The 24,514-nt window shown below is 68.6% G+C and carries 21 protein-coding genes; 9 read left to right on the top strand and 12 right to left on the bottom strand.

Features of this window, described 5'->3' with window-relative positions:
* Positions 1–36: 36 nt before the first annotated feature.
* Positions 37–1,380: an SLC13 family permease gene (locus tag ACFTZB_RS22325; RefSeq protein ID WP_378434102.1), complete on the bottom strand. Its 1,344-nt coding sequence runs from the start codon at positions 1,378–1,380 to the stop codon at positions 37–39.
* A gap of 722 nt (positions 1,381–2,102) precedes the next feature.
* On the opposite strand from ACFTZB_RS22325, the gene ACFTZB_RS22320 reads away from it, so the two are divergent.
* Together ACFTZB_RS22320 and ACFTZB_RS22315 are read left to right on the top strand one after the other, a co-directional pair.
* A complete protein-coding gene (locus ACFTZB_RS22320) occupies positions 2,103–5,621 on the top strand; it encodes an indolepyruvate ferredoxin oxidoreductase family protein (protein WP_378434101.1) in 3,519 nt (1,172 codons plus the stop codon).
* Positions 5,621–5,920, top strand: a complete 300-nt coding sequence (locus ACFTZB_RS22315; protein ID WP_378434100.1) for a hypothetical protein — start codon at positions 5,621–5,623, stop codon at positions 5,918–5,920. Before ACFTZB_RS22320 ends, ACFTZB_RS22315 begins: the two co-directional genes overlap by 1 nt.
* Positions 5,921–6,200: 280 nt before the next feature.
* Here the strand turns inward: ACFTZB_RS22315 and leuS are convergent, their stop codons facing one another.
* Positions 6,201–9,065, bottom strand: a complete 2,865-nt coding sequence (gene leuS / locus ACFTZB_RS22310) for a leucine--tRNA ligase (RefSeq protein WP_378434099.1) — start codon at positions 9,063–9,065, stop codon at positions 6,201–6,203.
* Between the two features lie 115 nt (positions 9,066–9,180).
* Here leuS and ACFTZB_RS22305 point away from each other — a divergent pair, with 115 nt between their 5' ends.
* On the top strand, positions 9,181–9,582 hold the full coding sequence (locus tag ACFTZB_RS22305; protein ID WP_072942681.1) for an SdpI family protein: 402 nt from the start codon (positions 9,181–9,183) through the stop codon (positions 9,580–9,582).
* A gap of 22 nt (positions 9,583–9,604) precedes the next feature.
* Complete coding sequence (locus ACFTZB_RS22300; RefSeq protein WP_378434098.1) at positions 9,605–10,576, top strand: DUF1648 domain-containing protein; 972 nt, start codon at positions 9,605–9,607, stop codon at positions 10,574–10,576.
* Between the two features lie 32 nt (positions 10,577–10,608).
* Here the strand turns inward: ACFTZB_RS22300 and ACFTZB_RS22295 are convergent, their stop codons facing one another.
* Positions 10,609–11,286 (bottom strand): FadR/GntR family transcriptional regulator, encoded by a 678-nt coding sequence (locus tag ACFTZB_RS22295; RefSeq protein ID WP_378434097.1) that lies wholly within the window; start codon positions 11,284–11,286, stop codon positions 10,609–10,611.
* A gap of 68 nt (positions 11,287–11,354) precedes the next feature.
* Between ACFTZB_RS22295 and ACFTZB_RS22290 the strand changes: the two genes are divergently transcribed.
* Together ACFTZB_RS22290 and ACFTZB_RS22285 are read left to right on the top strand one after the other, a co-directional pair.
* Complete coding sequence (locus ACFTZB_RS22290; RefSeq protein ID WP_378434096.1) at positions 11,355–12,659, top strand: MFS transporter; 1,305 nt, start codon at positions 11,355–11,357, stop codon at positions 12,657–12,659.
* 15 nt (positions 12,660–12,674) lie between these two features.
* Positions 12,675–13,451, top strand: coding sequence for a Mut7-C RNAse domain-containing protein (locus ACFTZB_RS22285; RefSeq protein ID WP_378434095.1), 777 nt, complete (start codon positions 12,675–12,677; stop codon positions 13,449–13,451).
* Here ACFTZB_RS22285 and ACFTZB_RS22280 read toward each other — a convergent pair.
* From ACFTZB_RS22280 to ACFTZB_RS22270, 3 genes are all read right to left on the bottom strand, one after another.
* Positions 13,439–13,615, bottom strand: a complete 177-nt coding sequence (locus ACFTZB_RS22280) for a hypothetical protein (RefSeq protein WP_179220060.1) — start codon at positions 13,613–13,615, stop codon at positions 13,439–13,441. The two genes, ACFTZB_RS22285 and ACFTZB_RS22280, sit on opposite strands and share 13 nt — an antisense overlap.
* Positions 13,616–13,699: 84 nt before the next feature.
* On the bottom strand, positions 13,700–14,305 hold the full coding sequence (locus ACFTZB_RS22275) for a YqgE/AlgH family protein (protein ID WP_095865449.1): 606 nt from the start codon (positions 14,303–14,305) through the stop codon (positions 13,700–13,702).
* 67 nt (positions 14,306–14,372) lie between these two features.
* The gene (locus tag ACFTZB_RS22270; protein ID WP_378434094.1) at positions 14,373–15,068 is read right to left on the bottom strand and encodes a TetR/AcrR family transcriptional regulator; all 696 of its coding nucleotides are present in this window, start codon (positions 15,066–15,068) and stop codon (positions 14,373–14,375) included.
* 142 nt (positions 15,069–15,210) lie between these two features.
* On the opposite strand from ACFTZB_RS22270, the gene ACFTZB_RS22265 reads away from it, so the two are divergent.
* Positions 15,211–16,152 (top strand): NAD-dependent epimerase/dehydratase family protein, encoded by a 942-nt coding sequence (locus tag ACFTZB_RS22265; RefSeq protein ID WP_378434093.1) that lies wholly within the window; start codon positions 15,211–15,213, stop codon positions 16,150–16,152.
* 10 nt (positions 16,153–16,162) lie between these two features.
* Positions 16,163–17,461 (top strand): MFS transporter, encoded by a 1,299-nt coding sequence (locus ACFTZB_RS22260; protein ID WP_378434092.1) that lies wholly within the window; start codon positions 16,163–16,165, stop codon positions 17,459–17,461.
* Positions 17,462–17,470: 9 nt separating this feature from the next.
* On the opposite strand, the gene ACFTZB_RS22255 is transcribed toward ACFTZB_RS22260, so the two are convergent.
* A complete protein-coding gene (locus ACFTZB_RS22255) occupies positions 17,471–17,881 on the bottom strand; it encodes a PaaI family thioesterase (RefSeq protein WP_378434091.1) in 411 nt (136 codons plus the stop codon).
* 250 nt (positions 17,882–18,131) lie between these two features.
* On the opposite strand from ACFTZB_RS22255, the gene ACFTZB_RS22250 reads away from it, so the two are divergent.
* Entirely contained in the window at positions 18,132–19,688 is a 1,557-nt protein-coding gene (locus tag ACFTZB_RS22250; protein WP_378434090.1) for a DUF4185 domain-containing protein, read from the top strand.
* 21 nt (positions 19,689–19,709) lie between these two features.
* Here ACFTZB_RS22250 and ACFTZB_RS22245 read toward each other — a convergent pair whose 3' ends face one another.
* The 5 genes from ACFTZB_RS22245 to ACFTZB_RS22225 all read right to left on the bottom strand — a co-directional run.
* Positions 19,710–20,789 carry a sulfate/molybdate ABC transporter ATP-binding protein gene (locus ACFTZB_RS22245; protein ID WP_378434089.1) on the bottom strand — a complete coding sequence of 360 codons (1,080 nt, stop codon included), beginning with the start codon at positions 20,787–20,789 and terminating at the stop codon, positions 19,710–19,712.
* Complete coding sequence (locus ACFTZB_RS22240) at positions 20,786–21,592, bottom strand: ABC transporter permease (protein WP_378434088.1); 807 nt, start codon at positions 21,590–21,592, stop codon at positions 20,786–20,788. The genes ACFTZB_RS22245 and ACFTZB_RS22240 overlap by 4 nt, the downstream gene beginning before the upstream one ends.
* On the bottom strand, positions 21,589–22,398 hold the full coding sequence (gene modA, locus ACFTZB_RS22235) for a molybdate ABC transporter substrate-binding protein (RefSeq protein WP_378434087.1): 810 nt from the start codon (positions 22,396–22,398) through the stop codon (positions 21,589–21,591). The genes ACFTZB_RS22240 and modA overlap by 4 nt, the downstream gene beginning before the upstream one ends.
* Positions 22,395–22,799: a molybdopterin-binding protein gene (locus tag ACFTZB_RS22230; RefSeq protein ID WP_072942706.1), complete on the bottom strand. Its 405-nt coding sequence runs from the start codon at positions 22,797–22,799 to the stop codon at positions 22,395–22,397. The genes modA and ACFTZB_RS22230 overlap by 4 nt, the downstream gene beginning before the upstream one ends.
* An 86-nt stretch (positions 22,800–22,885) precedes the next feature.
* Positions 22,886–24,514, bottom strand: a 1,629-nt coding sequence (locus ACFTZB_RS22225) for a sulfite reductase flavoprotein subunit alpha (RefSeq protein ID WP_378434086.1), incomplete at its 5' end; no start/stop codon positions are given.

The following is a 24,514-nucleotide window of genomic DNA, read 5'->3' as shown; positions in this document are numbered from 1 at the left end:
GGGAACTCCGGGGGCGCCTCTGCACGGGTGGGATGGTTAGAGGGAGGTGGGCACGATTATCAGCGCCCAGGCGAGCAGCGGTGCGATGAGGACGACGAGGCCGCAGTAGCCGAGCATCTTGCGCTGGAACCGGTTTCGGTCGGGAACTTCGGCTTCGGCGACCACGATGGAGCCGTTGGTGGCGAAGGGGCTGACGTCGACGACGGTCGCGGAGAAGGCGAGGGCGACGACGAATCCCAGTGCGCCGAGTTCGCCCATGGCCAGCATCGGTGCGGCGAGGGGCAGGGCGATACCGAGCGTGCCGATCGATGAGCCGAACGCCGAGATGATCCCGACGGAGTAGCACAGGATGAGGGCAGTCAGGAGCGGCGAGCCGAGCGCGGTGGCGGCATCGCCGAGGAAGTCGAGTGTGCCGTTCATCTTCAGCACGGTCATGTAGGTCAGCATCCCGCAGACGAGCACCACCGCCGGCCAGGCGACCTTGTCGACGATCTTGGGGTGCTTCTTCGGGGCCATCAGCAGCAATGCGGCGCTGAGGGTGACCGCCATGACGCCGACATCCAGGCGGAAGAACACCGAACCGAGCACCAGCAGGGCGATGGCGCCGAGGGTAGCGATGCGTTCGGTGTTCAGCCGGGTGCGGGCCTCCATGTCTGCCGCCGCGACGAGTGGCCGTTCGGTGATCGCCGTGCCGGTCGCGCTGCGGCGGCCGCCGGTCGGCGAGACGCCGCCGGAGCCTGCACCATCGATAGCCTCGCCGCCGGCGGGTGCATCCTCGGGCAGTTCGTGGAACAGCTCGCGTCCGTAGATCGCGAACAGCACGAGGAAGAACAGGAGGTTGAGCGCGAAGGGGACGACGAACAGCACCAGCGGATTGCTCTCGATGCCCACGGAGTCCATCAGACCGTTGACGAACGCGCCGTAGATGGTGATCGGCGAGAAGGCACAGGAGAGGGCGCCGTGGTTGATAGCCATACCCATCAGCAGTGGGTTGATCTTCTTCTTCGCGGCCAGCGGCATCGCGATGGGGGCGAGCATGCCCGCGGCCATCACCGATCCCAGGGCCATGAGCAGACCCGAGAGTAGGAACATCATGCACACGATCGCCCAGCGTCGACCGCGGACGAGCCGAAGAGAGGACTCGATGACGACGTCGATGGTGCCGTTCGCCTTGGCGATCGCGAACAGCAGCGTGATGCCGCCGACGATCAGGAAGATGTCACCCGGGAACGCGTCGACGATGTCGTCTATGGATATGCCCGACACCCAGCCGCCGACGATGAAGGCGCCCGCGAACGCGAGGATGCCCATGTTGATCGGCGCGATGGTGGCAATGGTGAAGATGAGCGCAAGGACGATGATGGAAATGGTGTAGATCATGATGCGGCTCTTTCGTGGCAGGCGTGGTCAGGGTCGGGATGTCCGACGACTGGTTTCCTCGCGAGGGAGTTACCGGGCCGGGAAGGTTTCGGGAGGGAAGTCGGCCACACCCGGCTCGACCGCATCGTCCGCGCCTTCGATGGCATACCTGCCGCTGCGCCGCCGGCGAGGCGGACCGGCGATGTGAGCGCCGAAGGCGTTTCCGCCGACCGCACTCGAACACATTTCTTCCATGCTGATGATCTCCTTCGCACCCGATCCGGGTGCGCCGCGGTGACTGCATCCGATTCTGTCGGATGCACGGAAGCGCGACCCGGGGCGACTCCGGCCGAGCCTGGCCGGGTGGCGAGACGTCTCGTCCGTAAACGAGGTGATATCCGGGTGACACACGCCACTGTAAGCATTGTGAGCTGGCTTACACAAGCTCCGGCAGCTCGCATCTCGTATTATGAGATACCATCGAGGCTCGTCACGGCGTCGAATCTCACTATGCGAGAACGAGATCGGGAGTCGAGTACGGGCTGTGCGGCGGCCGGAGCTGGCAGAACTGCTCACTCAGGCATCAGTTACACCCGGACCAGTTGATCATATTGCTCAGTTAAAGCCGCCGCGCTTGACGATTCTTGCACCCTGCGTTGACGATTGCGCCACTCCTCGCACACCCCTTTCGCATGGAGTGAGTGCGCCGCGATCCGGTGCAGCACAAGGACGGTGGTTACACAATGACGGAAATGCTGGTCCGCACGGATCATCCGCTCGCCTACGACCTCGACGACCGATACCGAGCCGGTGCCGGCCCGGTCCTGCTGACCGGAGTCCAGGCGATTGCCCGGCTGCTCGTCGAGCAGCACGCACGCGATCTGCGATCCGGGCGCCGCGTGGGGACCTTCATCTCCGGCTACCAGGGCAGCCCGCTGGGCGGGGTCGACCGGATGCTGCTCGAGATGCCGGACGTGTTGTCCACCAACGACATCACGTTCGTTCCCGGACTCAACGAGGAGCTCGCCGCCACCTCGGTCTGGGGTAGTCAGACCGACCTGCCCGCCGGCGAAGCAACCCACGACGGCGTTCTCGGCGTCTGGTACGGCAAGGGCCCCGGCGTGGACCGGGCCACCGATGTGATCAGGCACGCGAACATCTACGGCGTCAACCCCCACGGCGGTGCGGTCCTGCTCGTCGGCGACGATCCAGCGTCGAAGTCGTCGACGGTGCCCGCGGTCAGCGAACGTTCGTTGTCGGCGCTCGGTGTCCCGGTGCTCTTTCCGCGCAATGCCCGCGAGATCATCACGATGGGCATGCACGCGGTCGCACTGTCGCGTGCCTCCGGTTGCGTGGTTGCACTGAAGATCGTCGCCGACGTCGCCGACGGTGCGTGGACCGTCGACGACGCGGTCTCCGAACTGGACACCGTGATCCCGCAGGTGAAGTTCGACGGAAAGCCCTTCCAGTACAAGCAGCGCCCGATGGCCGTGGCCCCCGACAGCATCATCCCCGCCGAGGCCGATCTCGTGGGGCCGCGCTGGGCGATCGTGGAGGCCTACAACGCCGCCAACACCCTCGACATCACCGAGGTGAACCCGGCGACCGCCACCGTCGGGATCGCCGCCACCGGCACCACCTTCGACGCCGTCCGCCAGGCCCTGCTCGACCTCGGCGTGGACGACACGATGCTGCACGAGAAGGGTATTCGGCTCCTCCGCATCGGCATGGCGTTCCCGGTCGGCGCCACCGCGGTCCGCGAATTCGCGACCGGTCTCGCCAAGATCGTCGTGGTCGAGGACAAGACGGCGTTCATCGAAACCCAGATCCGTGACATCCTCTACGGCCAGGACAATGCCCCCGCCGTCATCGGCAAGAAGGATGCCGCCGGGCGGCTGCTCATGCCCGCCAGCGGTGAACTGACCGCCGGCCGCATCCTCGCGCCGCTGCGGCGTGCGCTGCGCGGACACGTCGAGATGACCCGGCCTCTGCCGGCACCACTTTCGCTCGAAGTGCTCACCGAGAATCGGTCCGCCTACTTCTGCAGCGGCTGCCCGCACAACCGGTCGACGGCCATCCCCGACGGTTCGATCGGCGGCGGCGGGATCGGCTGCCACATCTTGGTGACCATGTCCGGCCGCGAGGACAGCGCCGTGACCGGGCTGACCCAGATGGGCGGTGAGGGCAGCCAGTGGATCGGCCAAGCGCCGTTCACCTCGGTGCCACACGTGTTTCAGAACATCGGCGACGGCACCTTCTTCCACTCCGGGCAACTCGCCCTGCAGGCCTGCATCGCAGCCGGGGTGAACATCACCTACAAACTGCTCTACAACGACGTGGTCGCGATGACCGGCGCCCAGGACGCCGAGGGCGCGCTGACCGTGGCGCAGCTGACCCACAAGCTCACCGTCGAAGGGGTCAAGCAGATCATCATCTGCGCCGACGAACCCGAACGTCACCGCAAACGTGATCTCGCCAAAGGCACCACACTGTGGCACCGCGACCGCCTCGACGAAGCACAGAAGGTACTCCGCGACGTCGAGGGCGTCACCGTGCTGATCTACGACCAGCACTGCGCCGCCGACGCACGCCGCAAACGCAAGCGCGGCACCCTACCCACCCGCACCACCCGCGTCGTGATCAACGAGGCGGTATGCGAGGGCTGCGGCGACTGCGGTGTGAAATCGAACTGCCTCTCGGTCCAGCCCGTCGAGACCGAATTCGGTCGCAAGACCCGCATCGACCAAACCTCCTGCAACACCGACTACACCTGCCTCGACGGCGACTGCCCCTCCTTCGTGACCGTCGACCTCGTCCCCGGCAAGAAGGCCCCGAAGACCAAGCGACTGACACCACCGGAGTCACCGGCACCGGACTACGGAACGATCACCGGCACCCAGAACGTCTTCCTCGCCGGCATCGGCGGGACCGGCATCGTCACCGTCAACCAGGTCCTCGCGACCGCCGCACTACGCGCCGGGCTCGAGGTCGAAAGCCTCGACCAGATCGGACTGAGCCAGAAGGCCGGACCCGTCGTCTCCCACCTGCGGTTCAGCCCCGGCCGCCTCGAGCCGTCCAACCGCCTCACCCCCGGCAGCGCGGACTGCATCCTCGCGTTCGACCTGCTGACCGCAACCGACAACAAGAACCTCGCCTACGGGGACCCGGACGCCACCATCGCGGTCGCCTCCACCAGTCAGACCCCCACCGGAGACATGGTCTACGACAAGGCCGTGCAGTACCCGGACGAGACCACCCTCCTGGGCCGGCTCGGCACCGTCTCCCGCACGATCGAACATTTCGACGCCCTGGCCGCGGCCAAGAAGCTGTTCGGGAACACCGCCGCCGCGAACTTCCTCCTCGTCGGCGCCGCCTGCCAGGCCGGCGGCCTGCGAATCCCCACCGAGGCCATCGAGGAAGCGATCGGTATCAACGGGGTCGCCGTGGACGCGAACATCGCCGCCTTCCGGTGGGGCCGCGCGGCCATCGCAACTCCGGCCGCCTTCGACGCCGCCGTGACCGGCCGGGCCCGCCGCAACACCCCTGCCGTTCCGGAACACCTGTTCGCCGGCACCGACCTCGACGGTGAGGTGCTGCGCCTGGTTCGCCTGCGCGCCGCCGAGTTGGTCGAGTTCCAATCCGAGAAGACCGCGCACCGGTACGTCACCGAGGTACAGCGGATCTGGGCCGCCGAACGCGCGGTCTCCGAGCGCACCGACCTCAGCGAGGCCGTTGCGCGAGGGCTGTTCAAGTTCACCGCCTACAAGGACGAGTACGAGGTCGCCCGCATGCTGGTCGACCCCGCGTTCCTCGACCACGTCGCCGCCGAGGTCCCCGCCGGATCGAACCTCACCTACAAGCTGCACCCCCCGGCGCTGCGGGCACTGGGCCGGAAGAAGAAGATCGGACTCGGCCCCAAATCTCATATGGCACTGAAGGTATTGGCCAAGGGTAAGAGGTTGCGCGGCACCAAACTCGACCCCTTCGGATACGCCCACGTCCGCAAGGTCGAACGGCAACTGCTCGCCGACTACACCGACCTGCTGCACCGGATCGCCGACCATCTCGACGGCGAGACCTACGACGCAGCCGTCGCCGTTGCGGCGCTGCCGGACATGGTGCGCGGCTATGAAGAGGTCAAGATGCGCAACGTCGAACTGTACCGAGACAAACTGCGCGACCTCGACCGATTCGACAACCGCACCGATCGAAATCCCTCCGGTACCCTCGCGCCCTCGGTCCGGTCGGTAGGGAGCGACTGATGCCGGCCTTGGACACCGAACCTGTTCACCTTCGAGGAGATCCCGAATCCCGTGACGGTGACGAGCCTCTGTCGGTTGGGCACCGCGTCACCGTCGACGACGACTTCACCGGCGTGATCAAGGTCGCGCACCTGCTGCGGCATCCTGCCTGTGAGATCGTCGATTTCGCTGCCCACCACCATCCGAGCGGGTGGATCGTCGAATACGTCTGCAGCGGAACCTCCCACCAACTTCAGATGCTGCGCAAACGCGTATACAGGCTCCCTGAAGTCACGAAAATCGAGTGCCGACCCCGCTGACTAGCCGAATCACCATCAGCGACGACCTGCGTAAGTGCGGCATCGGTCCGAAGGTGCTCGAGCAGGGCATCGACACCGCCACCGCCGAAGGACGCGCCATGTTCTCGATGCTGCCGGTCTTGGCCGACTCCCAGCGTGAGCTGATCGTGGCCGACACCTGCGACGCCCTGACCCCTCACGGATCGCTGCCGTGGATTCAGACGGCCGAGCAGGCAGTCCTGTCGGGCGGTAGACAGGTCGACACCACCGCCTGTCGCAACACCCTCGAGCGCAGTACGCGTCAGAGGACGATGTTGACCATCTTCCCCGGCACGACGATGACCTTGCGTGGATCCTTGCCGTCGAGCAGGGCGACGATCTTGTCATCGGCGAGCGCGATCTTCTCGATCTCCTCACGCGGCGCGTCGGCGGCGACGGTCACGCGGCTGCGGACCTTGCCGTTGACCTGGATCGGGTACTCGACGGTGTCTTCGACGAGCCACTTCTCCTCGGCGACCGGGAAGGGTCCGTGCGCCAGCGACTTCTCGTGGCCGAGCCGCGACCACAGTTCCTCCGCGAGGTGCGGGGCCAGCGGTGCGAGCATGAGCACCAGCGGTTCCACCGCCGACCGGGGGGCACCGGCCGGGTACGCCTTGGTGAGGTGGTTGGTGTACTCGATCAGCTTGGCCGCGGCCGTGTTGTCGCGCAGTGCGGTGTAGTCCTCGCTGACACCGGCGATCGCCTTGTTCAGCGCGCGCAGCGTGTCCTCGGTGGGGGCGTCGCCGGTGACGCGCACGGCGCCGGACTCCTCGTCGACCACCACACGCCAGGCGCGCTGCAGGAAGCGCTGCGCACCGACGACGTCCTTGGTCGCCCACGGACGGGACGTGTCCAGCGGACCCATCGACATCTCGTACACGCGCAGCGTGTCGGCGCCGTACTCCTCGCAGATGTCGTCCGGCGACACGGAGTTCTTGAGGCTCTTGCCCATCTTTCCGTATTCGCGGTTCACCTCGACGCCTTGGTGGAAGAACTTGCCGTCCTTCTCCTCCACCTCGTCGGCGGGCACGTACACGCCGCGCGCATCGGTGTACGCGTAGGCCTGGATGTAGCCCTGGTTGTACAGGCGGCGGTACGGCTCGCTCGAGCTGACGTACCCGAGGTCGAACAGCACCTTGTGCCAGAACCGCGAGTACAGCAGGTGCAGCACCGCGTGCTCGACACCACCGACGTACAGGTCGACGCCGCCGGGGTCGTTCGGCCCGTGGATCTCCGGACGCGGACCCGTCCAGTACCGCTCGTTCTCCTTGTCGCAGAACACGTCCGGGTTGGTGGGGTCGATGTAGCGCAGCTGGTACCACGAGCTGCCCGCCCACTGCGGCATCACGTTGGTGTCGCGGCGGTACGTCTGCAGTCCGTCGCCGAGGTCGAGTTCCACGTTGACCCAGTCGACGGCCTTCGCCAGCGGGGGAGAGGGCTCCGAGGACGCGTCGTCGGGATCGAACGACACGGGCGCGTAGTCCTCGACCTCCGGGAGCTCCACGGGCAGAGCCGAGTCCGGCAGGGCGTGCGCGTTTCCTTCGGCGTCGTACACGATCGGGAACGGCTCGCCCCAGTACCGCTGCCGCGCGAACAGCCAGTCGCGCAGCTTGTACTGGATGGTTCCCTTGCCGGTGCCGTCGGCCTCGAGCCGCTCGGTGATGGCCTTCTTCGCGTCGGCGACGGACATGCCGTTCAGGAAGCCGGAGTTCACGATCGTGCCGTCGCCGGTGTACGCGTCCTTGGACAGGTCGCCGCCGGAGATCACCTCGATGATGTCGAGGCCGAACTCGGTGGCGAACTCGTAGTCACGGTGATCGTGGCCGGGGACGGCCATGATGGCGCCCGTGCCGTAGCCGGTGAGGACGTAATCGGCGATGAACACCGGCAGCTTGTTCCCGTTGACGGGGTTCACCGCGTAGGTGCCGAGGAAGACGCCCGTTTTCTCCTTGTATTCCTGACGCTCGAGGTCCGACTTCGACGCGATCGACTTCCGGTACGCGGCAACGGCTTCCGCCGGGCTGGCGGCACCGCCGGTCCAGCGGGGGTCCACACCCGCGGGCCACTCGGCCGCGACGATCTCGTCGACCAGTTCGTGCTCCGGCGCCAGCGTCACGTACGTGGCACCGAACAGCGTGTCCGGCCGCGTCGTGAACACCTCGACGCCGTGGGCAGTGGATCCACCCTCGCTCCGCTCGACCGTCACGGCGAACTTCACCTGCGCACCGTGCGAACGCCCGATCCAGTTGCGCTGCATGGTCTTGACCTTCTCGGGCCAGTCCAGGTACTCCAGGTCGTCCACCAGGCGGTCCGAGTACGCGGTGATGCGCATCATCCACTGCTGCAGGTGCTTACGGAACACGGGGAAGTTGCCGCGGTCGCTGCGACCGTCGGCGGTGACCTCCTCGTTGGCCAGCACCGTGCCCAGCCCCGGGCACCAGTTGACCATCGAATCGGAGTGGTACACGAGGCGATAGGAGTCGAGGACCGCTTCCTTCTCGGTCACCGACAGCGACGCCCAGTCCCGTCCGTCCTCCAGGGCGCGCGCCCCCGACACGAACTCGGCCTCGAGCTCGGAGATGCGCCGGGCCTTGCCGGCCTCCTTGTCGAACCACGCGTCGTGGATCTGCAGGAAGATCCACTGCGTCCAGTGGTAGAAGTCGACGTCGGTGGTCGCGAACGTGCGGCGCTCGTCGTGGCCGAGCCCGAGGCGGCGCAGCTGGCGCTTCATGTTGCCGATGTTGGCCTCGGTGGTGGTCCGCGGGTGCGTGCCCGTCTGCACCGCGTACTGCTCGGCAGGCAGACCGAACGCGTCGTAGCCGAGGGTGTGCAGCACGTTGTGGCCCTGCATGCGGTGATAGCGGGCGAACACGTCGGTGGCGATGTAGCCGAGCGGGTGGCCCACGTGCAGACCCGTCCCCGACGGGTACGGGAACATGTCCTGCACGAACAACTTGTCCGCAGGCACGTCACCGGCGAGGGGGCCGACCGGGTTGGGCGCGTCGAACGTGCCCTCCTCGCTCCACCGGTCCTGCCAGCGCAGCTCGATCTGGCCGGCGAGCTCCGCGGTGTAGCGGTGCTGCGGGGTCGCGTCGGACGGGTTGGCGGGCTGCACGTGCTCGGTCACTGTGGTCGCTATCTACTTGGCTGACATTCCGGATCAGGGGGATACCGACAACCAGGGTAGAGCCTCACCCCACCCGGGCTCACCTGCGCATCCGGGTCCGCCGTATCCTGGTCGCGTGTTGATTGCCTCCGTCGTGCTGTTCGTGCTCGCCGTCGCCGTCTCCGGCGTCGCCGTTGCAGGCCTCGCCGAGCGCCTCCCGCGCAACCGGTGGGCGGGTGTCCGCACCCCCGAAACGATGCGCGACGATCAGACGTTTGCGCTGGCCAACAAGGTCGCGGGGCCCACCCTGCTCGCCGCGGCCGGGCTCCTCGTCATCGGCGGAATCGCCGGAATCCTGATCGGCGGCGTCTTCGGAATCGGCGCCGTCCTCGTCAGCGTCGTCGCCGCCGCACTCACCGCGGCAACGGGCGGATCGCTCGGTGCCCGTGCCGCCGCGTCGGTACCCGCCGCCGACACCGGCGGATGCGGCAGTTCCTGCGGCGCGTGCTCGCTGAAGGGCGCCTGCCAGCCGTCCTGACCGGCAGGCGACGGCCCGTCCGGTGAACTCCTCGCGCGTCGTCGACCCCGCAGGCGCAGTCTTCGGTCTGCTGCTCCCGGTGATCGCCGCGCTGTCCGGGGTGATCCTCACGACGGTCTGGGAACCGCGGCTCCCCCCGCAGATCGCGACACACTGGACCACCACCTCGCCGGACGGTTTCTCCACCCCGATGTCCAGCGCCTGGACGTTCGCCCTGGTGACGGTCCTGTTCGGCGGTGGGTGCGCCGCGATCGCCGCCCTCGCCCAGGCGATGCTGATTATGCGCCGCACGATGCTCGTCGTCGGGCTCTCCGTGGTCGGCCTGATCCTCACGGTGCAGGTGGTGCTGCTCTCCGTCCAGCTCGACGTCACCGACCCCGCGAACACCGCCCTTCCGATGTGGTCGCTCGGCCTCGGCGTCGTGATCGGCGGCGTCGTCGGTCTGATCGGCGCCGCCCTGCTCCGCGACTACCGGCCCCGGGTTGCCGCGACCGATCCTCCCGACCCACGGTTGCCGCGCGCCGACGGCCCGGCGACCGTCGCAGACGCGGTCGGGTTCGGCACGGTCGGATCGCTGGTGCTGCTCCTGATTCTCGGGGTCGCGCCCGCGCTCGCGGTCAGCCTGCTCGTCGACGGATGGTGGCCGCTCGCGGTGTTCGTTCCGGTGGGGGTGCTGATCGTGAGCCTGCTCCGGTTCCGGGTGATCGTCGACCGGTCCGGCATCCGGGTGGTGAACATGGGCATGACCGCGCTGCAGTACGGGATCGAGGAGATCGAGGGCGCCCGCGTCGACGTGATCAAGCCGTTCGACGACTTCGGCGGCTGGGGACTCAAGGTGAAGGGCAGGCGCAACTACGGCGTCGTGACGAGGACCGGCCCCGCCGTGATCGTCACGACCGCGTGCGGCGACCGCCTGACCGTCACCAGCGCACGGGCCGAGGACATGGCCGGCGCACTCAACGCGTTCGCCGACAGGCGGCTCCGCCGCCCGTGAGTGCGTAAGGAGTGCAGGGACTCGCTAACCACTCACGGGCCGGAGGCCTGGTGCACCGCATCGAGCACGCGGTCGAGGTAGCCGAGGGCGGCGCGGACGGCGGCGTCCTCGTCGCGGGCGGCGATCGCGTCGACGACGGCGTGGTGGTCGTCGGTGGTCAGCGACGGCGGGTGGACACCCTCGGTGAAGTCGTACGTGGCGCGGGTGGGTTCGAGGATCCCGGCGAACAGGTCGGACAGCACCGGATTGTGCGCGGCCTCCACGACCCCGAGGTGGAACGCGAGGTCGGCGTCCGCGAAGCGGGACGCCTCGTCGGCCGTGCGCTGCCGTTCGGCGAGTAGCGCGGACAACGACCGCAGATCGTCTTCGGTGCGCCGCGCGCACGCCAGCCGGACGGCCTCCGTCTCGAGGGCCCGCCGGACCTCGAAGACGTTCAGCATCTCGGCGACCGCGACCTGCCGCCCGAGCAGCCCGCCGATGTCGGTGCGTGCCCGCACGAACGTCCCCGATCCCCGCCGGATCTCGAGGATGCCCGTGGACGTCAGGGTCTTGATGGCCTCGCGCACGGTGTTGCGCCCGACCCCGAGCAGCGTCATCAGCTCGGGTTCGGTGGGGATGCGCCCGCCCACCGTCCAGTCGCCCTCGGCGATCCTGCCGCGCATCCAGTCCAGGGACTGCTGATACGCGGACTCGCGCCGAACCACCGTCATGTACTCATCCTCACACCTCGCCGGCTCGCTCGTCCTTACCGGGGCGCCTACACTACGTAGGACGTCCTATGTATATGGACAGCTTCACATATTCGGACAGCCCGAGGAGGCGACCCCACACGTCCACGTCAACCGCTCGCGCCGACACCCTCCCGCCCGCCACCGCCCGCACCACCGGCCGCCACTTCCACGGCCTGAACTATCTCCTCGTCGTCCTGCTCCTCGGCTCCAACATGCCCACGGCGCTGTACTCGCTGTACCGCCACGAATTCGGTTTCACCCCGCTGGTCCAGACGCTGATCTTCGCCGTCTACGTCGCCGGTCTGCTTCCCTCGCTGCTGTTCTTCGGCCCGCTGTCGGACGCGCTCGGACGCCGCTTCGTGTTGCTGGCCGCGATCTTCTTCAGCGTCCTGGGCGCCGTGCTCCTCGCCGTCGCCGATTCGACCGTCTGGCTGTTCCTCGGCCGGATCTCCCAGGGGATCGCCGTCGGCGCCTGTTCGGCCGCCGGTTCCGCCGCCCTGATCGAGCACGAACCCGCCCGGAACCTCCGGCGCGCCGGTCTCGCCGCCACCCTCACCACCGCGCTCGGTGCGGCACTCGGCCCGCTCTTCGGCGGCGCCGTCGCGCAGTACCTTCCGCACGCCCTGGTCTTGCCGTACGTGCTGTTCGTGCTGGCGCTCCTGCCCGCGCTGATCCTGGTGCTGCTGCTCCCCGCACCCACCGGCGGACAGTCACGCCCCACCCAGTTGTTCCAGGTGCCGCACGTCCCCGCACCGCTCCGCCGGGTGTTCTGGCTGTCCTCCCTCGGAGTGGCGCTGGCGTGGGGCGCCGTCGGCCTGTTCCAGTCGGTGGTCCCGACGTGGATCATCGACCTGCTCGACGTGAGCAACCTGGTGGTCGCCGGCGGCGCCGCCGCGCTGGTCATGGTGTGCTCGGTGTCGGCGCAACTCGTCGCCAACCGGCTCGGAACGGTGCTCTGCCGAACCCTGGGCATCGGCGCCGTCGGCGTGGGCATGGTCGGTCTGCTCGTCGTCGACTTCGCGCCGTCCCTCGCCCTGCTGTGCGCCGTGACGGTCGTCGTCGGTGTGGGACACGGACTCTCGTTCGCCGGTGCGATGCGCGCGGTGGGCGCCGCGGCCGCCGAGCACGCCCCCGACGCCCAGGGCGGCACACTCGCCGCGTTCTTCACCGTCGGCTACGTCGGTCTCGCGGTGCCGTCCATCTGCGCGGGCATCGCGATCACCGTCCAGGGCATGCACGTGGCCGTTCTCGAACTCGCGGTCATCGGCGCCGTCCTGTGCGGCGTCGTCGCCGTGCTGGGCGTCCGCACGAAGGGTGGGGACCGGGCCGAGTCGGCCAGTACTGTGGCCTGAGGACGTGAAACGCCGATGCCCGAACCGCTTCGCCACTGCGAGTTCCGCTTCTACGAGGAGCTGAACGAGTTTCTGCCGCCGGTGCAGCGCAAGCGCACGTTCGAGCACCGATTCGACGGCACACCGTCGGTGAAGGACCGCATCGAGGCGCTGGGCGTCCCGCACACCGAGGTGGATCTGATCCTCGTCGACGAGGTGTCCGTCGATTTCGCGCATCTCCTGCGCGGCGGCGAACGTGTCGCGGTGTACCCCGTGTTCGAGCGTTTCGACCTGACCGGGGTGACGGCACTGCGCCCGCGACCGTTGCGGGACCCGGCCTTCGTGCTCGACGTGCACCTCGGCCGCCTCGCCCGCTACCTCCGCCTGCTCGGCTTCGACACCCGCTACCGCAACGACTTCGACGACACGGAACTGGTGGACATCTCCCTCGCCGAGCACCGCATCGTCCTCACCCGGGACACGGGACTGCTCAAGAGGTCGGCGGTCACCCACGGCGCGTTCCTGCACGAAACGGACCCGCGCCGGCAGCTGCGGGAAGTGCTGGACCGCTTCGACCTTCGGTCGCGGATCACGCCGTTCACGCGGTGCGCGCGATGCAACGGGCCACTCGCGCCGATTGCCCGCGACGACGCGCTCGCCGAGGCACCGCCGGGGGTCGCCCGCAACGAACACCACTTCAGCCGGTGCCGGGACTGTGCGCAGCTGTACTGGCCGGGCAGCCATCTCCCGAAGCTGAGCCGCCGGCTGTCGGAGGTCGGGGTGACGCTCGAGGTGGATTCTCAGGACGCGTGACGCAACTGCTCGGCGAACTCCGCCGAGCATGCGCAGTCACCGAATTCGTCGCAGTCGATGATCAGTGCGTGCCGGACCTCGGACAACTCGACGCACGACTCGTCGGTGCATTCGGCTCCGTAGAGCGTGTGCACGATCAATGTTCCGTGACAGGTGTCGATCACGTGTGCTGTCCTCCTCACTTCTCGTTCCCCACCTCTGTTGATACCACCCGTCCCCGACAGCCCAGGGACGTGCGCGGGGTGTGTCTAGTTCCTCTCGACGTCGATGGGGTGGGTGGCGAGCAGGGCGAGGGGGAGCGGCTGCCTGCGCAGCACCTGCGCCCACACGTCGACCCGGGCGGGGGCGACGACGTCCGACGCGAGCGCCGAGATGACGATCCAGTCGTCGCGCTGGAGTTCCGAGTCGAGCTGACCGTACGTCCAGCCCGAGTAGCCGGCGAAGATCCGGACACCTTCCACCAGCGGGGCGACGACCTCGGGGTCGGAGTCCAGATCGACCATCACCACGCGGCCGTGGACCCGGCGCAGGCCGGGGACGCCGTCGGCCTGCGCCCCGGTGCGCAGCGTCGCCAGGCACAGTGCGGCGTCACGTTTGACGGGACCGCCGACGTACAGGGCGGACGGGCGCGCGGTGAGCGGCGCCCACTGTGGCAGCACGTCGTGGACGGCGGTTTCACTGGGACGGTTGATGACCACACCGAGGCTTCCGGCCTCGTTGTGCTCGATCACGTAGATCACGGTGCGACGGAAAGCGGGTTCGACGAGATCTGTGGACGAGACCAACAGGCTGCCGGGCCGGACCACCGGTTCCGTCGACGCCGTTCGATCTTCGGGTTCTTCTGCGTGCGCCACCTGAACATCATCCCACCGCGGCGAACGCGATGTGTCGGAGGACGCGACCTGCGTCCGGTTCGCCGGTTTAGGCCGGGGGCAGCCCCGCCGTCTCGGCGAGAACCGCGAGGTGGTGCTCGAACAGCGCGCCCGGTGTGGTGAAGGTGTCGGCGCCGTACTGTCCGAACACCTCGAAGTTCACGGCCCCGAACAGCGCCGACCACACCAGCACGCCGCGGGCGAGCAGATGGTCGGGTGTGGTGAGGCCGAGTTCGGCGCGCACGCGGTCGAGGTCGGCGGCGAGCCGGTCGTCGATGGGCGCCGCCGCGTCCGCCGCGAGTTCGCCCGCCCGGAACGCGTTGTCGAAGATCCCGACGAGCGCGTAGATCACCCGCGTCCCCGGAGTCGTCGTCTGCTCCCCGGGCGCGTCGTAACCGGGAACCGGGCTGCCGAACAGCAATCCGTAGCGGGCGGGCTCGCGCAGCGCCCACTCCCGCACCGCACGTCCGAGCGCCAGGAACTGCTCCCGCGGTCCGGCCGCGGACGCCACGGCCGCTTCCACGGCGTCGCCGAGTTCGTTGTATCCGTCGACGACGAGCAGCGTCAGCAGTTCGTCACGGCTCTTGACGTACCGGTAGACGGCGGAGGACACCACGCCGAGGTCCCGTGCGACGGCCCGCAGCGACAGGGCCGCACCCCCGACCGCGGCCAGCTGTTCGCGACCGATCCTCGTGATGTCCTGCAACGTCTGCTCGCGGGCGCGCTCTCGTGGTGTGACCGGCATGGGTCCAGCGTCGCAATTTCAGAGAGCAGTGTCAACAAAAGAGAGCACTGCTCTTGACATCGCGGGCGCGGGAGAGCATTCTCGAATTACAGAGAGCAGTGCTCTCGAATCACCGAAAACGACTCACTCAGCGGGAGCAGAAATGTCGAACCTCGAGATCGTCACCGGAGCAGGACCCGTCGGCTGGACCGTCGCCACGCAGCTCGCGGAACAGGGCCGCCGGGTGCGGGTTCTCACCCGCTCGGGCAGCGGCCCGGACCATCCCCTGATCGAGCGACGGAAGGTCGACGTCTCCGACGCCGCCGCCCTGCGGGAGGCATTCGGCGGAGCGACCGCCGTCTACCACTGCATCCACGCCGCCTACAACGCCGACGCCTGGGAGCGCGAACTCCCCGCCGCCGAACAGACGGTCCTCGAGGCCGCCGGACGCGTCGGCGCGGTCGTCGTGTTCCCCGAGAGCCTCTACTCCTACGACACGTCTGAGCAGCCGATGACCGAGCACACGCCGCGGTCGGCCGACTCCGGCAAGCGCGGCATCCGGACCCGGTTGCTGAAGGCCCGCGCCGAATCCTCGACGCCCACCGTCAGCGTCGTCGCGTCCGACTTCTTCGGACCGCGGGTGCTGAACGCGCACGCCGGCGAGCGCATGGTGCCCGTCGTCCTCGCGGGCAAGACGATGCGCGTCCTCGGTTCCGCCGACCTGCCCCACTCGTTCACGTACATCCACGACTTCGCGGCCGCGATGATCGCCGCCGCCCACGACCCGGCACTGTGGAACTCGGTGCTGCACGCCCCGACCGCGCCGGCCGTCACGCAGCGGCAGATGGTCGAGGCCTACGCGAAGGCCGCCGGGGTTCCCGCCCCGAAGGTGGGCACCCTGCCCGGCTGGGTGATCCGCGGCGGCGGGCTCGTCCACCAGGGGACCCGCGAACTCGCGGAGATGCTGTACCAGTTCGAGGAGCCGTTCGTGATGGACTCGTCCGAGAGCGAGGCCCGCCTCGGACTGGCCCCGACGCCACTCGACCGGGCTGCCGAGGAGACCGTCCGGTGGTGGCAGGACAGGTCGGTCGCGGCCGCCGGATAGGGTCCTGTGAATGGCGAAACAGCTCGGGGACCGGCGTGCGGCGTGGCGCAGAACGGCGTACACGCTCCGGCGGTCACCCGGGCTGGCCCGTCTCGCCACCGTGCGATTCGCCAGCCAACTCGGCGACGGCATGTTCCAGGCCGCACTCGGTGGCGCGATTCTGTTCAACCCCGAGCGGGAGACGGATCCGGTCGCGATCGCCGCCGGCTTCGCGGTGCTGCTGCTGCCGTATTCGGTGATCGGACCGTACGCGGGCGCACTCCTGGACCGCTGGGACCGCCGCAACGTGCTGCTGTGGGCGAATGTGCTGCGCGGACTGCTGATTCTGGTGACCGCCGCGCTGCTGGAGACCGGGACCGGCGAATCCGCGCTCCTCGTGCTCGCCCTCGCCGCCATCGGTGTGAGCCGGTTCGTTCTCGCGGGAGTCTCGGCGGCGCTGCCGCGCGTGGTGCACCGGTCCTGGCTCGTGGCCACCAATTCGGTGCTCGCCACCACCGGCTCCGTCGTCGCCGCGCTGGGGGCCGCGACGTCCGTCGCCATCATCTCGTTCGTGGGCGCCGGTGACCGCGGCTCCGGAATCGCCGTGGCGGCCGCCGCGTGCGGTTCCGCGGTGGCCGCGTTCGCGGCGTCGCGCTTCCACCATCGACTCCTCGGTCCGCACGCCGACGAGAAACCCGAATACGGAGCCGTCCGCGCCGTCGCCGCCGGACTGCGCAACGGGGCGCTCGCCGTGTGGCATTCTCCGGGCGTCACCACCGCGATGATCGGAATCGGCACACACCGGATCGTGTTCGGCGTCAATACGTTGATCATGGTTCTGGTGCTGCGCGACACCGCCACCGTCAGCGCCCTGCCGGGCGGCCTGGCCGGTTTCGGTGTCGCCGTCGGCGCCACCGCCACGGGCATGCTGCTGGCAGCGATCTCGACGCCGTTTCTCATTCCGCGCATCGGACGGTCTCGCACCATCGTCGGCGGCCTGATCCTCGCCCTCGTCGTGCAGTGCACGTTCGTCGCGACCCTCACGCAGGCGTCGCTGCTGTGCGGTGCACTGCTGCTCGGATTCGCCGGGCAGTCCATCAAACTCAGCGGCGACGCGGCGATGCAGATCGAGATCGAGGACGACCGCAGGGGACAGGTGTTCGCGCTTCAGGACACCGTGTTCAACGTGGCGTTCATCGGGTCGATCGCCGCCGCGTCGCTCGTGATCGCGCCCGACGGCCGATCACTCGCACTGGTACTGGCGGGCGGGGCGTTCTACGGTCTCGGGCTGGTCGCCGTCCTGTTCAACACCCGGCGCGAACCTGCCTGAGGACCGGGCTTATTCCGACCCCGGCATCGGCACGTTCTGCAGGCGGACCTGACCGCGAGCCACCTCCTTGCCGGTGTCGGACGCCGTGATCACCACCGACCACAACTGCTGCACGCGGCCCTGCTGGATCGGCACCGCGACCACGTCGACCCGCCCCTCGGTGCGGGCCCGCAGGAAGTCGGTGCCGTTGTGCACACCCACCGCGAACTGACCGCGGTCGGCGACGGCCGTGCTCGCGCCGATGCTCGCGGCCGATTCGACCGCCGTCGTGTAGACGCCGCCGTGCACGACTCCCCACGGCGTGTGATGGTCGGCGGACAGGTCGATGTGGCCGACCACCTTCGTTCCCGACACCTCGTCGATTTCCAGTCCGGCTGCGACGACGAAGGCGCTCGCCGCCTCGCGGGTCAGATCGGTCATCGTGTGTTCTCCTCGTCGAACGCTCGGTAAGTTTGAAATCCCAACCCACTGTGCCCGGCTTCGGCGCAGGCGTCAATGGCCCCGGCCGTGCCGACCACCGGATCGGGTCGCGAATTCCGCTGCGGCGGTGACACCGCGCCGTGACCGGACCGCAACCGGACGGGCCGGGCGCGTGCGCCGCGGATGCCGTCCCCCGGTGTTATCTTCGACCCCGCGCGTGCAGGTCGGTCCACCGTCACTCCGACCACCGATGTGGAGGGGTCCCGTGGTCGACAAGTCCTGGTCCGTGTCCGGAGTACCCCTGTGCGTTGCCGCCGTCGTCGCCGCGACGATCGGTGTCACCGCCCCTGCGTCAGCCGAGACGCTGCCGTGGCTCCCGGTGAACGCCTGCGGCGAGACCGGATTCAACCCGGCGAAGGAGCCGCCGAACCCGGGCGGGCCACTGCTGCCCCCGATCCCGCCGACCGTGAGCATCCCGATCCCGTACCCCGACTTCGTGCCCGTCCCCGTTCCCGGACCGCGCGTCGACCAGACCCGCGTCGCCCAGGACCTTCCGGCCGACCCGTGCGCGGACCCGTGCCCCGACCTCACCGACGACGTCGACGAACCGGAAACCGGTCCGGGCGCGTCGGGTTCGGCAGGGTCGTCAGGGTCATCGGAGTCATCGGGGTCGAGTGCGCTGACCATCCCGAAGATCTCGATCGATCCGCGGCCCGAGACCATCCCCATTCCCGTTCCCGGCGGTCCGGGGCCCGACCCGCAGCCGGCGCCGCCGGTCCAGATCAACCCGGCCGTGCGTGGTTCCCTCACCGCGGCGATCGCGAAGCCGGGCGTCGGCGACGTCCGGCTGGTGTCGCAGCTGACCGGACAGGGTTCCGAGAACCGGACCGACAAGCGCTGGCAGGTGGACGGCACCGACCTCGGCATCACCTGGGAAACGAAGCCCGGCGAAGTGGCGGTCGCGTTCGGTGACACGTTCGGCAAGGACTGGGCCCCGCCCGGTGCGTTCGGCGAGGACTGGCGGAGCAACGTTCTCGGCCACAGCACCGACACCGACCTGTCCGACGGCATGACCATCGACAGCATGGTCCAGGACAGCCGATGCCACGCCGCCGAGATCATCGACAGCAGGCACATCAACAATTTCGAGACGACCACCATCCCCACGTCGGGATTCGCGATCGGTGACCGTCAGTACCTCAGCTACATGTCGGTGAAGCGCTGGAGCATCGTTCCCGGCATGTGGTACACGAACTACGGTGGCATCGCCTACTCCGACGACAACGGGCAGACCTGGACCAAGGATCAGCACGCCAAGTGGGACAACATCTTCGGCGCCCGGTTCCAGGTGTCCGCGATGGTGCCGCACGGCGACTACGTGTACATGTTCGGCACCCCCAACGGGCGGATCGGCACAATCGGCCTGGCCCGGGTACCGGTCGACCAGGTACTCAACACCACGTCGTACCAGTACTGGTCGGACGGCACGTGGACGCCGGTGTCCCGGCACCTCGCGACCCCGATCGTCGGCGGGGTCGCCAGCGAGTTGTCGGTGCGCTACGACGCGGCCTCGGACACGTGGCAGATGAGCTACCTCGAACCCGTCGGCGGTTCGATCATCCTGCGGCAGTCGTCGAGCCCGCAGGGCGTGTGGTCGGACGCGGCGACGCTCGTCGACACGGCCGACTACCCGAAGGCGTACGGCGGCTTCATCCATCCGTGGTCGACGGACGAGGACCTGTATTTCACGATCTCGGAGTGGGACAGCTACAACGTCTACCTGATGCACGCGTCCCTGCACCCGTGAGTACTTGTCAACGTCGGGCGGTTAACAAGTACGCACGGTGTGGAGCGCAACCTCGGTGGCCTTGACGACGAAGTACACGTCGAGGCCGGGTACCAGATCGAGTTCCGCCACGGACGCGGCCGTCACGTCGGCGCTCAGTTCGAGCCTGCCCCCGGCTTCGGCGGCGCGCACGCGGACCGTGGGCCCGCGCACCTCGATCTCCGAGATGGTCACCTGGAAGACGTTGCGCGGACTGCCTTCCGGAGAGCGTCGGTGGACGGCCACCGAATGCGGCGCGAACACCGCGACAGCCGGCGCGCCCCCGGCGAAGTCGGCGTCGAGCAGGCCGTGCATGCGGACACCCGCCTCGGTCTCGAACCCGTCCTGCGCCGCGAACACGGGAACGAGGTTGAGTCCGGCGATCCGCGCGGCGAACGCACTGCGCGGCCGCGTCAACACGTCGCGCACCGAACCGGATTCGACGACCCGTCCGCCCTCGACGACGATCACCCGGTCCGCCAGCGCCAACGCGTCGAGGACGTCGTGGGTGACCACGACCGCGGTCCGATCGCCCTCCCGCAGCACCCGCCTGAGCAGCACCCGCAGGGCGGGGGCCGCAGCCACGTCGAGGGCGGACATGGGTTCGTCGAGCAGCAGCGCCTGCGGTTCCGCGGCGAGCGCCCGGGCCACGGCGACCCGCTGCGCCTGCCCCCCGGACAACTCGTGCGGACGGCGGTCGGCGAACTGGGTCGCGTCGACCGCGTCCAGCCACTTCTCTGCGACTGCCCGGGACTCCCGGCGCCCGCGGCCCGAACTGCGCGGCGCGAACGCCACATTCGCGGCCACCGTCAGATGCGGAAACAGCAGTGCCTGCTGCGCGAGCAGCGCGATCCCGCGACGGTGCGGCGGCACCGCGATGCCGCGTTCGGTGTCGGTGAGCACCCGGCCGTTCAGTTCGACCCGTCCGGCGTCGGGGCGGACCAGGCCCGCGACCACCGACAGTGCCGTCGACTTGCCTGCGCCGTTCGGTCCGAGGACGGCCAGCACCTCGCCCTCGGCGAGGTCGAATCCCACCTCGACGCCGCGTGCGGCGACCCGGGCGTCGACGCTCAGGCCGGTCACAGGGCCGCCCTCGACGCCCAGCCCCGCGAACCCACCACGATGACGACCGCGACGATCACCAGCACCAGCGACAGTGCCACGGCCGCATCCGCGTCCGTCTCACGCTGCAGGTAGATCTCGAGCGGCAGGGTTCTCGTGACACCCTGCAGACTGCCCGCGAACGTCAACGTCGCCCCGAACTCGCCGAGCGCCCGCGCGAACGCCAGCACCGAACCGGACACCAGTCCGGGCAGCACCAGGGGGAGCGTCACCCGCCGGAAGACGGTGGTGGGACTCGCGCCGAGCGTGGCGGCGGCGTGCTCGTACCGTCTGCCCGCGGTCCGCAGCGATCCTTCGAGGCTCACCACCAGGAACGGCAGCGCGACGAAGGTCTGTGCGAGCACCACGGCCGTGGTGGTGAACGCGATGTGGATGCCTGCGACCTCGAGGTGCTGCCCGATCAGACCCTTCCGGCCGAACGTGTAGAGCAGGGCGATACCCCCGACCACCGGCGGGAGCACCAGGGGCAGCAGCACCAGCGACCGCAGCACCTCGAGGCCGCGAAAGCTGCTGCGGGACAGCACCGCCGCCATCGGAACACCCAGCAGGATGCACAGGGCGGTACTCGCGGCGGCGGTGCGCACACTCAGTTCCAGCGCCGCGAGCGACGATTCCGACGTGACCAGTTCGAAGAAGCGCGTCCAGTCGACACTCGCCAGCATCGCGAACAGCGGCAGGACGACGAACAGGCCGCCCACCGCTGCGGGCACGAAGATCCAGCCCGGGAGCCCGGACGGGACCTTGACGCGCGGCGCTCGGATCACGGCTGGGCGAATCCGGCCTTCGCCAGCACCGCCTGGCCGTCGGGTCCGGTGACGAGGTCGATGAAGCCCTGCGCGGCGTCGGGCTGCTTCGAAGCGGACAGCGCGGCAATCGGATAGGTGTTCACGGCCTGCGCGGCCTCCGGGAAGGGCACGGCGGTCACCTTGTCGCCGGCCCCGGCCGCGTCGGTGACGTACACGAGTCCGGCGTCCGCCTGACCGGCCGTCACCTTGTTCAGCACGTCGGTGACCGACGACTCCTCGCTGACGGGGGTGAGGTCGACACCCGAAGCCGTCTCGACCTTCTGCGTCGCGGATCCGCACGGAACCTGCGGAGCACACGTGACGACGAGCGTGCCCTCACGGTTCAGGTCCGCGAAGGACGTGATGCCCTTGGGGTTTCCGGGTGCCGTGACGATGGTCAGCGTGTTGGTCGCGAAGTCGACGGGGGTTCCCTGGACGAGTCCGGCGTCGACGACCTTCGTCATGTTGTTGGTGTCGGCGGACGCGAACACGTCGGCGGTGGCGCCCTGGTCGAGTTGCGCGGCGAGGTCGGAGGAACCCGCGAAGCTGAACTCCACGTGGGATCCGGGGTTCGCGGTCTCGAACATCTCGCCGAGTTCGGTGAACGTGCTTTTCAGCGACGCCGCGGCGAACACCGTGATGTCGCCGCCCGACGCGGCCGCGGACGTCGACTCGGCCGAACCCGAGGCGCCGCTGTCGTCGTTCGAACCGCAACCGGTGAGAAGACCCAGACCGAGTGCGGCCGCGGCAGCCCCCGTCGTGACCCGGCGCCAGGACATCTTCATGAAATTCCTCCAGGAGTTTCGACGATCACCGTGGTCGACTTGACGACGGCTACCGCGACCTTGCCGGGCTCGAGCCCGAGGTCGCGGACGGCTTCACTGCTCATCAGGGAAACGACACGGAAAGGCCCGCACTGCATCTCGACCTGGGCCATCACCTTGTCCATCACGACCGCGGTGACGATGCCGGTGAATCGGTTGCGCGCCGAGGATTCCGATCCGAGCAGGTCGGGCGATTTCGACGCGTTGGCGCGCGCGAATTCGGCGAGGGCGGGACCGTCGATCACCTTGCGGCCCGACTCGTCCTTGTCCGCCGCAAGGCTGCCGTTGTCGATCCACCGCCGGACGGTGTCGTCGCTGACGCCGAGTAGTTCCGCGGCCTGTCGTATTCGGATACCCGTCATCCGGAGATCGTCCGCGCATGCGTCATGACCGACATCCTATGTCGGCAAATGCGGACCGATCAAGTGGAGGATTCCGCAGATGCGGATCAGTACACGTCCCGCACGTAGCGTTTGTCGGTCGCGAGCTGCTTCATGTACAGCTCGGTGTCCTCTTCGTCGAGGCGTCCGTGGGTACGGACGACTTCGCGGACCGTCTCGTCGACGTCCTTCGCCATGCGGCTGGCGTCGCCGCAGACGTACAGGGAGGCACCCTCCTGCATCCAGCCCCACAGCTTGGCGCCGTGTTCGCGAATGCGGTCCTGCACATAGATCTTCTGCCGCTGGTCCCGGGAGAACGCCGCATCGAGGTGGGTGAGAAATCCGTCGCGGTGCATAGCTTCCATCTCCTCGCGGTAGTAGAAGTCGGTTGCCTCGTGCTGCTCACCGAAGAACATCCAGTTCTTACCCGTGTGACCCAATTCCCTGCGTTCGTGCAGAAATCCGCGGAACGGTGCGATCCCGGTGCCGGGGCCGACCATGATCATCGGCGCATCGGCGGCCTGCGGGGGACGGAAGTGCGCCGACTTCTGCACGAAGATCGGCACGTCGGCGTCGTCGCAGTGATCGGCGAGGAACGTCGAGCACACCCCGGACCGGTTCTTGCCCTCATGGTTGTAGCGCACCGCGGAGACGGTCAGCTGCACCTCACCCGGGTCCACCTTGGGGCTCGACGAGATCGAGTACAGCCGCGGCTGGAGACGCTTGAGAACGCCCAGCCACTCCTCCGCGTCGGCGTCGACTTCGTACTGCGCCAGCACGTCCATCGACTGCCGCCCCCACAACCACTGCTGGAGCGCGATCTTGTTGTGCGGGCGCAGCAGTCGCGCCAATTCGGTGTCCTGCGTGCGGCTCTGCACGAACCGCAGCAGTTCTGGCGTCACCTTGGTGATCTCGAGCTTCGTGCGCAGCGCCTCCCGCAGCGTCATCTCCGGCAGGTCCGGCAGTGTGACGGGAGTGTCCGGGATCGATCGGGTGACCTTCAGCCACTCGTCGACGACGGCGTCGCTGTTGGTGGGCCACACACCGAGGGCGTCTCCCGCCTCGTAGGAGAATTCCGGATCGCTCACCTCGAAACCGAACTGCCGCACGTCCTTCGACGAACCGGCCGCGCTGAGCGGGATGTTCCTCGTCAGCCGGGTGACGAGGGGGGACTTCCGGGTGAACGTCGCCGCCTTCTTCGCTGCGGGTGCGGCGGGCGCCGGGGCGGCCGCGGCAGCACCGCCGGCCGCACGCTCGCGGACCAGGTTCTGCACCTGGGTCAGCCACTGACGCGCCTGGTCCTCGTAGTCGGGTTCGCAGTCGACGCGCTCGGTCAGCCGCTTCGCCTCGAGTTGCTCCAACCGGGCGTCGATCCGCTTGCCGTGCCCGCAGAAGTCGTCGTAGTTCGAGTCACCGAAAGCCAGGACGGCGTAGCGGGTCTGCGACAGCCTCGGCGCCTCGTCGCTGCTGAGCGCCGACCAGAAACTGCTGCCGTTGTCGGGGGCGTCGCCGTCGCCGAATGTGCTGGTGATGATCAGGAGATCGCGGACGTCGGCGAGGCCCGCGACGTCGTAGTCGTCCATGCTGGTCAGGTGCGTGCCGTGGCCGGCCTCCTCGAGTTGGCGGGCGCATTCGGCGGCGAACTCCTCCGCGTTGCCGGTCTGCGACGCCCACACAACCACCACGGGATGCTGTAC

Origin of the sequence: Rhodococcus sp. NPDC057014, from assembly GCF_042673295.1 — a bacterium.
Taxonomy (GTDB): domain Bacteria; phylum Actinomycetota; class Actinomycetes; order Mycobacteriales; family Mycobacteriaceae; genus Rhodococcus_F.
This window is presented reverse-complemented; position numbering and strand designations above follow the sequence as displayed.

What these genes read in the sequence shown, in the direction of transcription:
- ACFTZB_RS22325 (WP_378434102.1), bottom strand. Translation starts at nt 1,380, where the DNA reads ATGATCTACACCATTTCCATCATCGTCCTTGCGCTCATCTTCACCATT.
- ACFTZB_RS22320 (WP_378434101.1), top strand. Translation starts at nt 2,103, where the DNA reads ATGACGGAAATGCTGGTCCGCACGGATCATCCGCTCGCCTACGACCTC.
- ACFTZB_RS22315 (WP_378434100.1), top strand. Translation starts at nt 5,621, where the DNA reads ATGCCGGCCTTGGACACCGAACCTGTTCACCTTCGAGGAGATCCCGAA.
- ACFTZB_RS22295 (WP_378434097.1), bottom strand. Translation starts at nt 11,286, where the DNA reads ATGACGGTGGTTCGGCGCGAGTCCGCGTATCAGCAGTCCCTGGACTGG.
- ACFTZB_RS22290 (WP_378434096.1), top strand. Translation starts at nt 11,355, where the DNA reads ATGTATATGGACAGCTTCACATATTCGGACAGCCCGAGGAGGCGACCC.
- ACFTZB_RS22285 (WP_378434095.1), top strand. Translation starts at nt 12,675, where the DNA reads ATGCCCGAACCGCTTCGCCACTGCGAGTTCCGCTTCTACGAGGAGCTG.
- ACFTZB_RS22270 (WP_378434094.1), bottom strand. Translation starts at nt 15,068, where the DNA reads ATGCCGGTCACACCACGAGAGCGCGCCCGCGAGCAGACGTTGCAGGAC.
- ACFTZB_RS22265 (WP_378434093.1), top strand. Translation starts at nt 15,211, where the DNA reads ATGTCGAACCTCGAGATCGTCACCGGAGCAGGACCCGTCGGCTGGACC.
- ACFTZB_RS22260 (WP_378434092.1), top strand. Translation starts at nt 16,163, where the DNA reads ATGGCGAAACAGCTCGGGGACCGGCGTGCGGCGTGGCGCAGAACGGCG.
- ACFTZB_RS22255 (WP_378434091.1), bottom strand. Translation starts at nt 17,881, where the DNA reads ATGACCGATCTGACCCGCGAGGCGGCGAGCGCCTTCGTCGTCGCAGCC.
- ACFTZB_RS22250 (WP_378434090.1), top strand. Translation starts at nt 18,132, where the DNA reads ATGTGGAGGGGTCCCGTGGTCGACAAGTCCTGGTCCGTGTCCGGAGTA.
- modA (WP_378434087.1), bottom strand. Translation starts at nt 22,398, where the DNA reads ATGAAGATGTCCTGGCGCCGGGTCACGACGGGGGCTGCCGCGGCCGCA.
- ACFTZB_RS22230 (WP_072942706.1), bottom strand. Translation starts at nt 22,799, where the DNA reads ATGACGGGTATCCGAATACGACAGGCCGCGGAACTACTCGGCGTCAGC.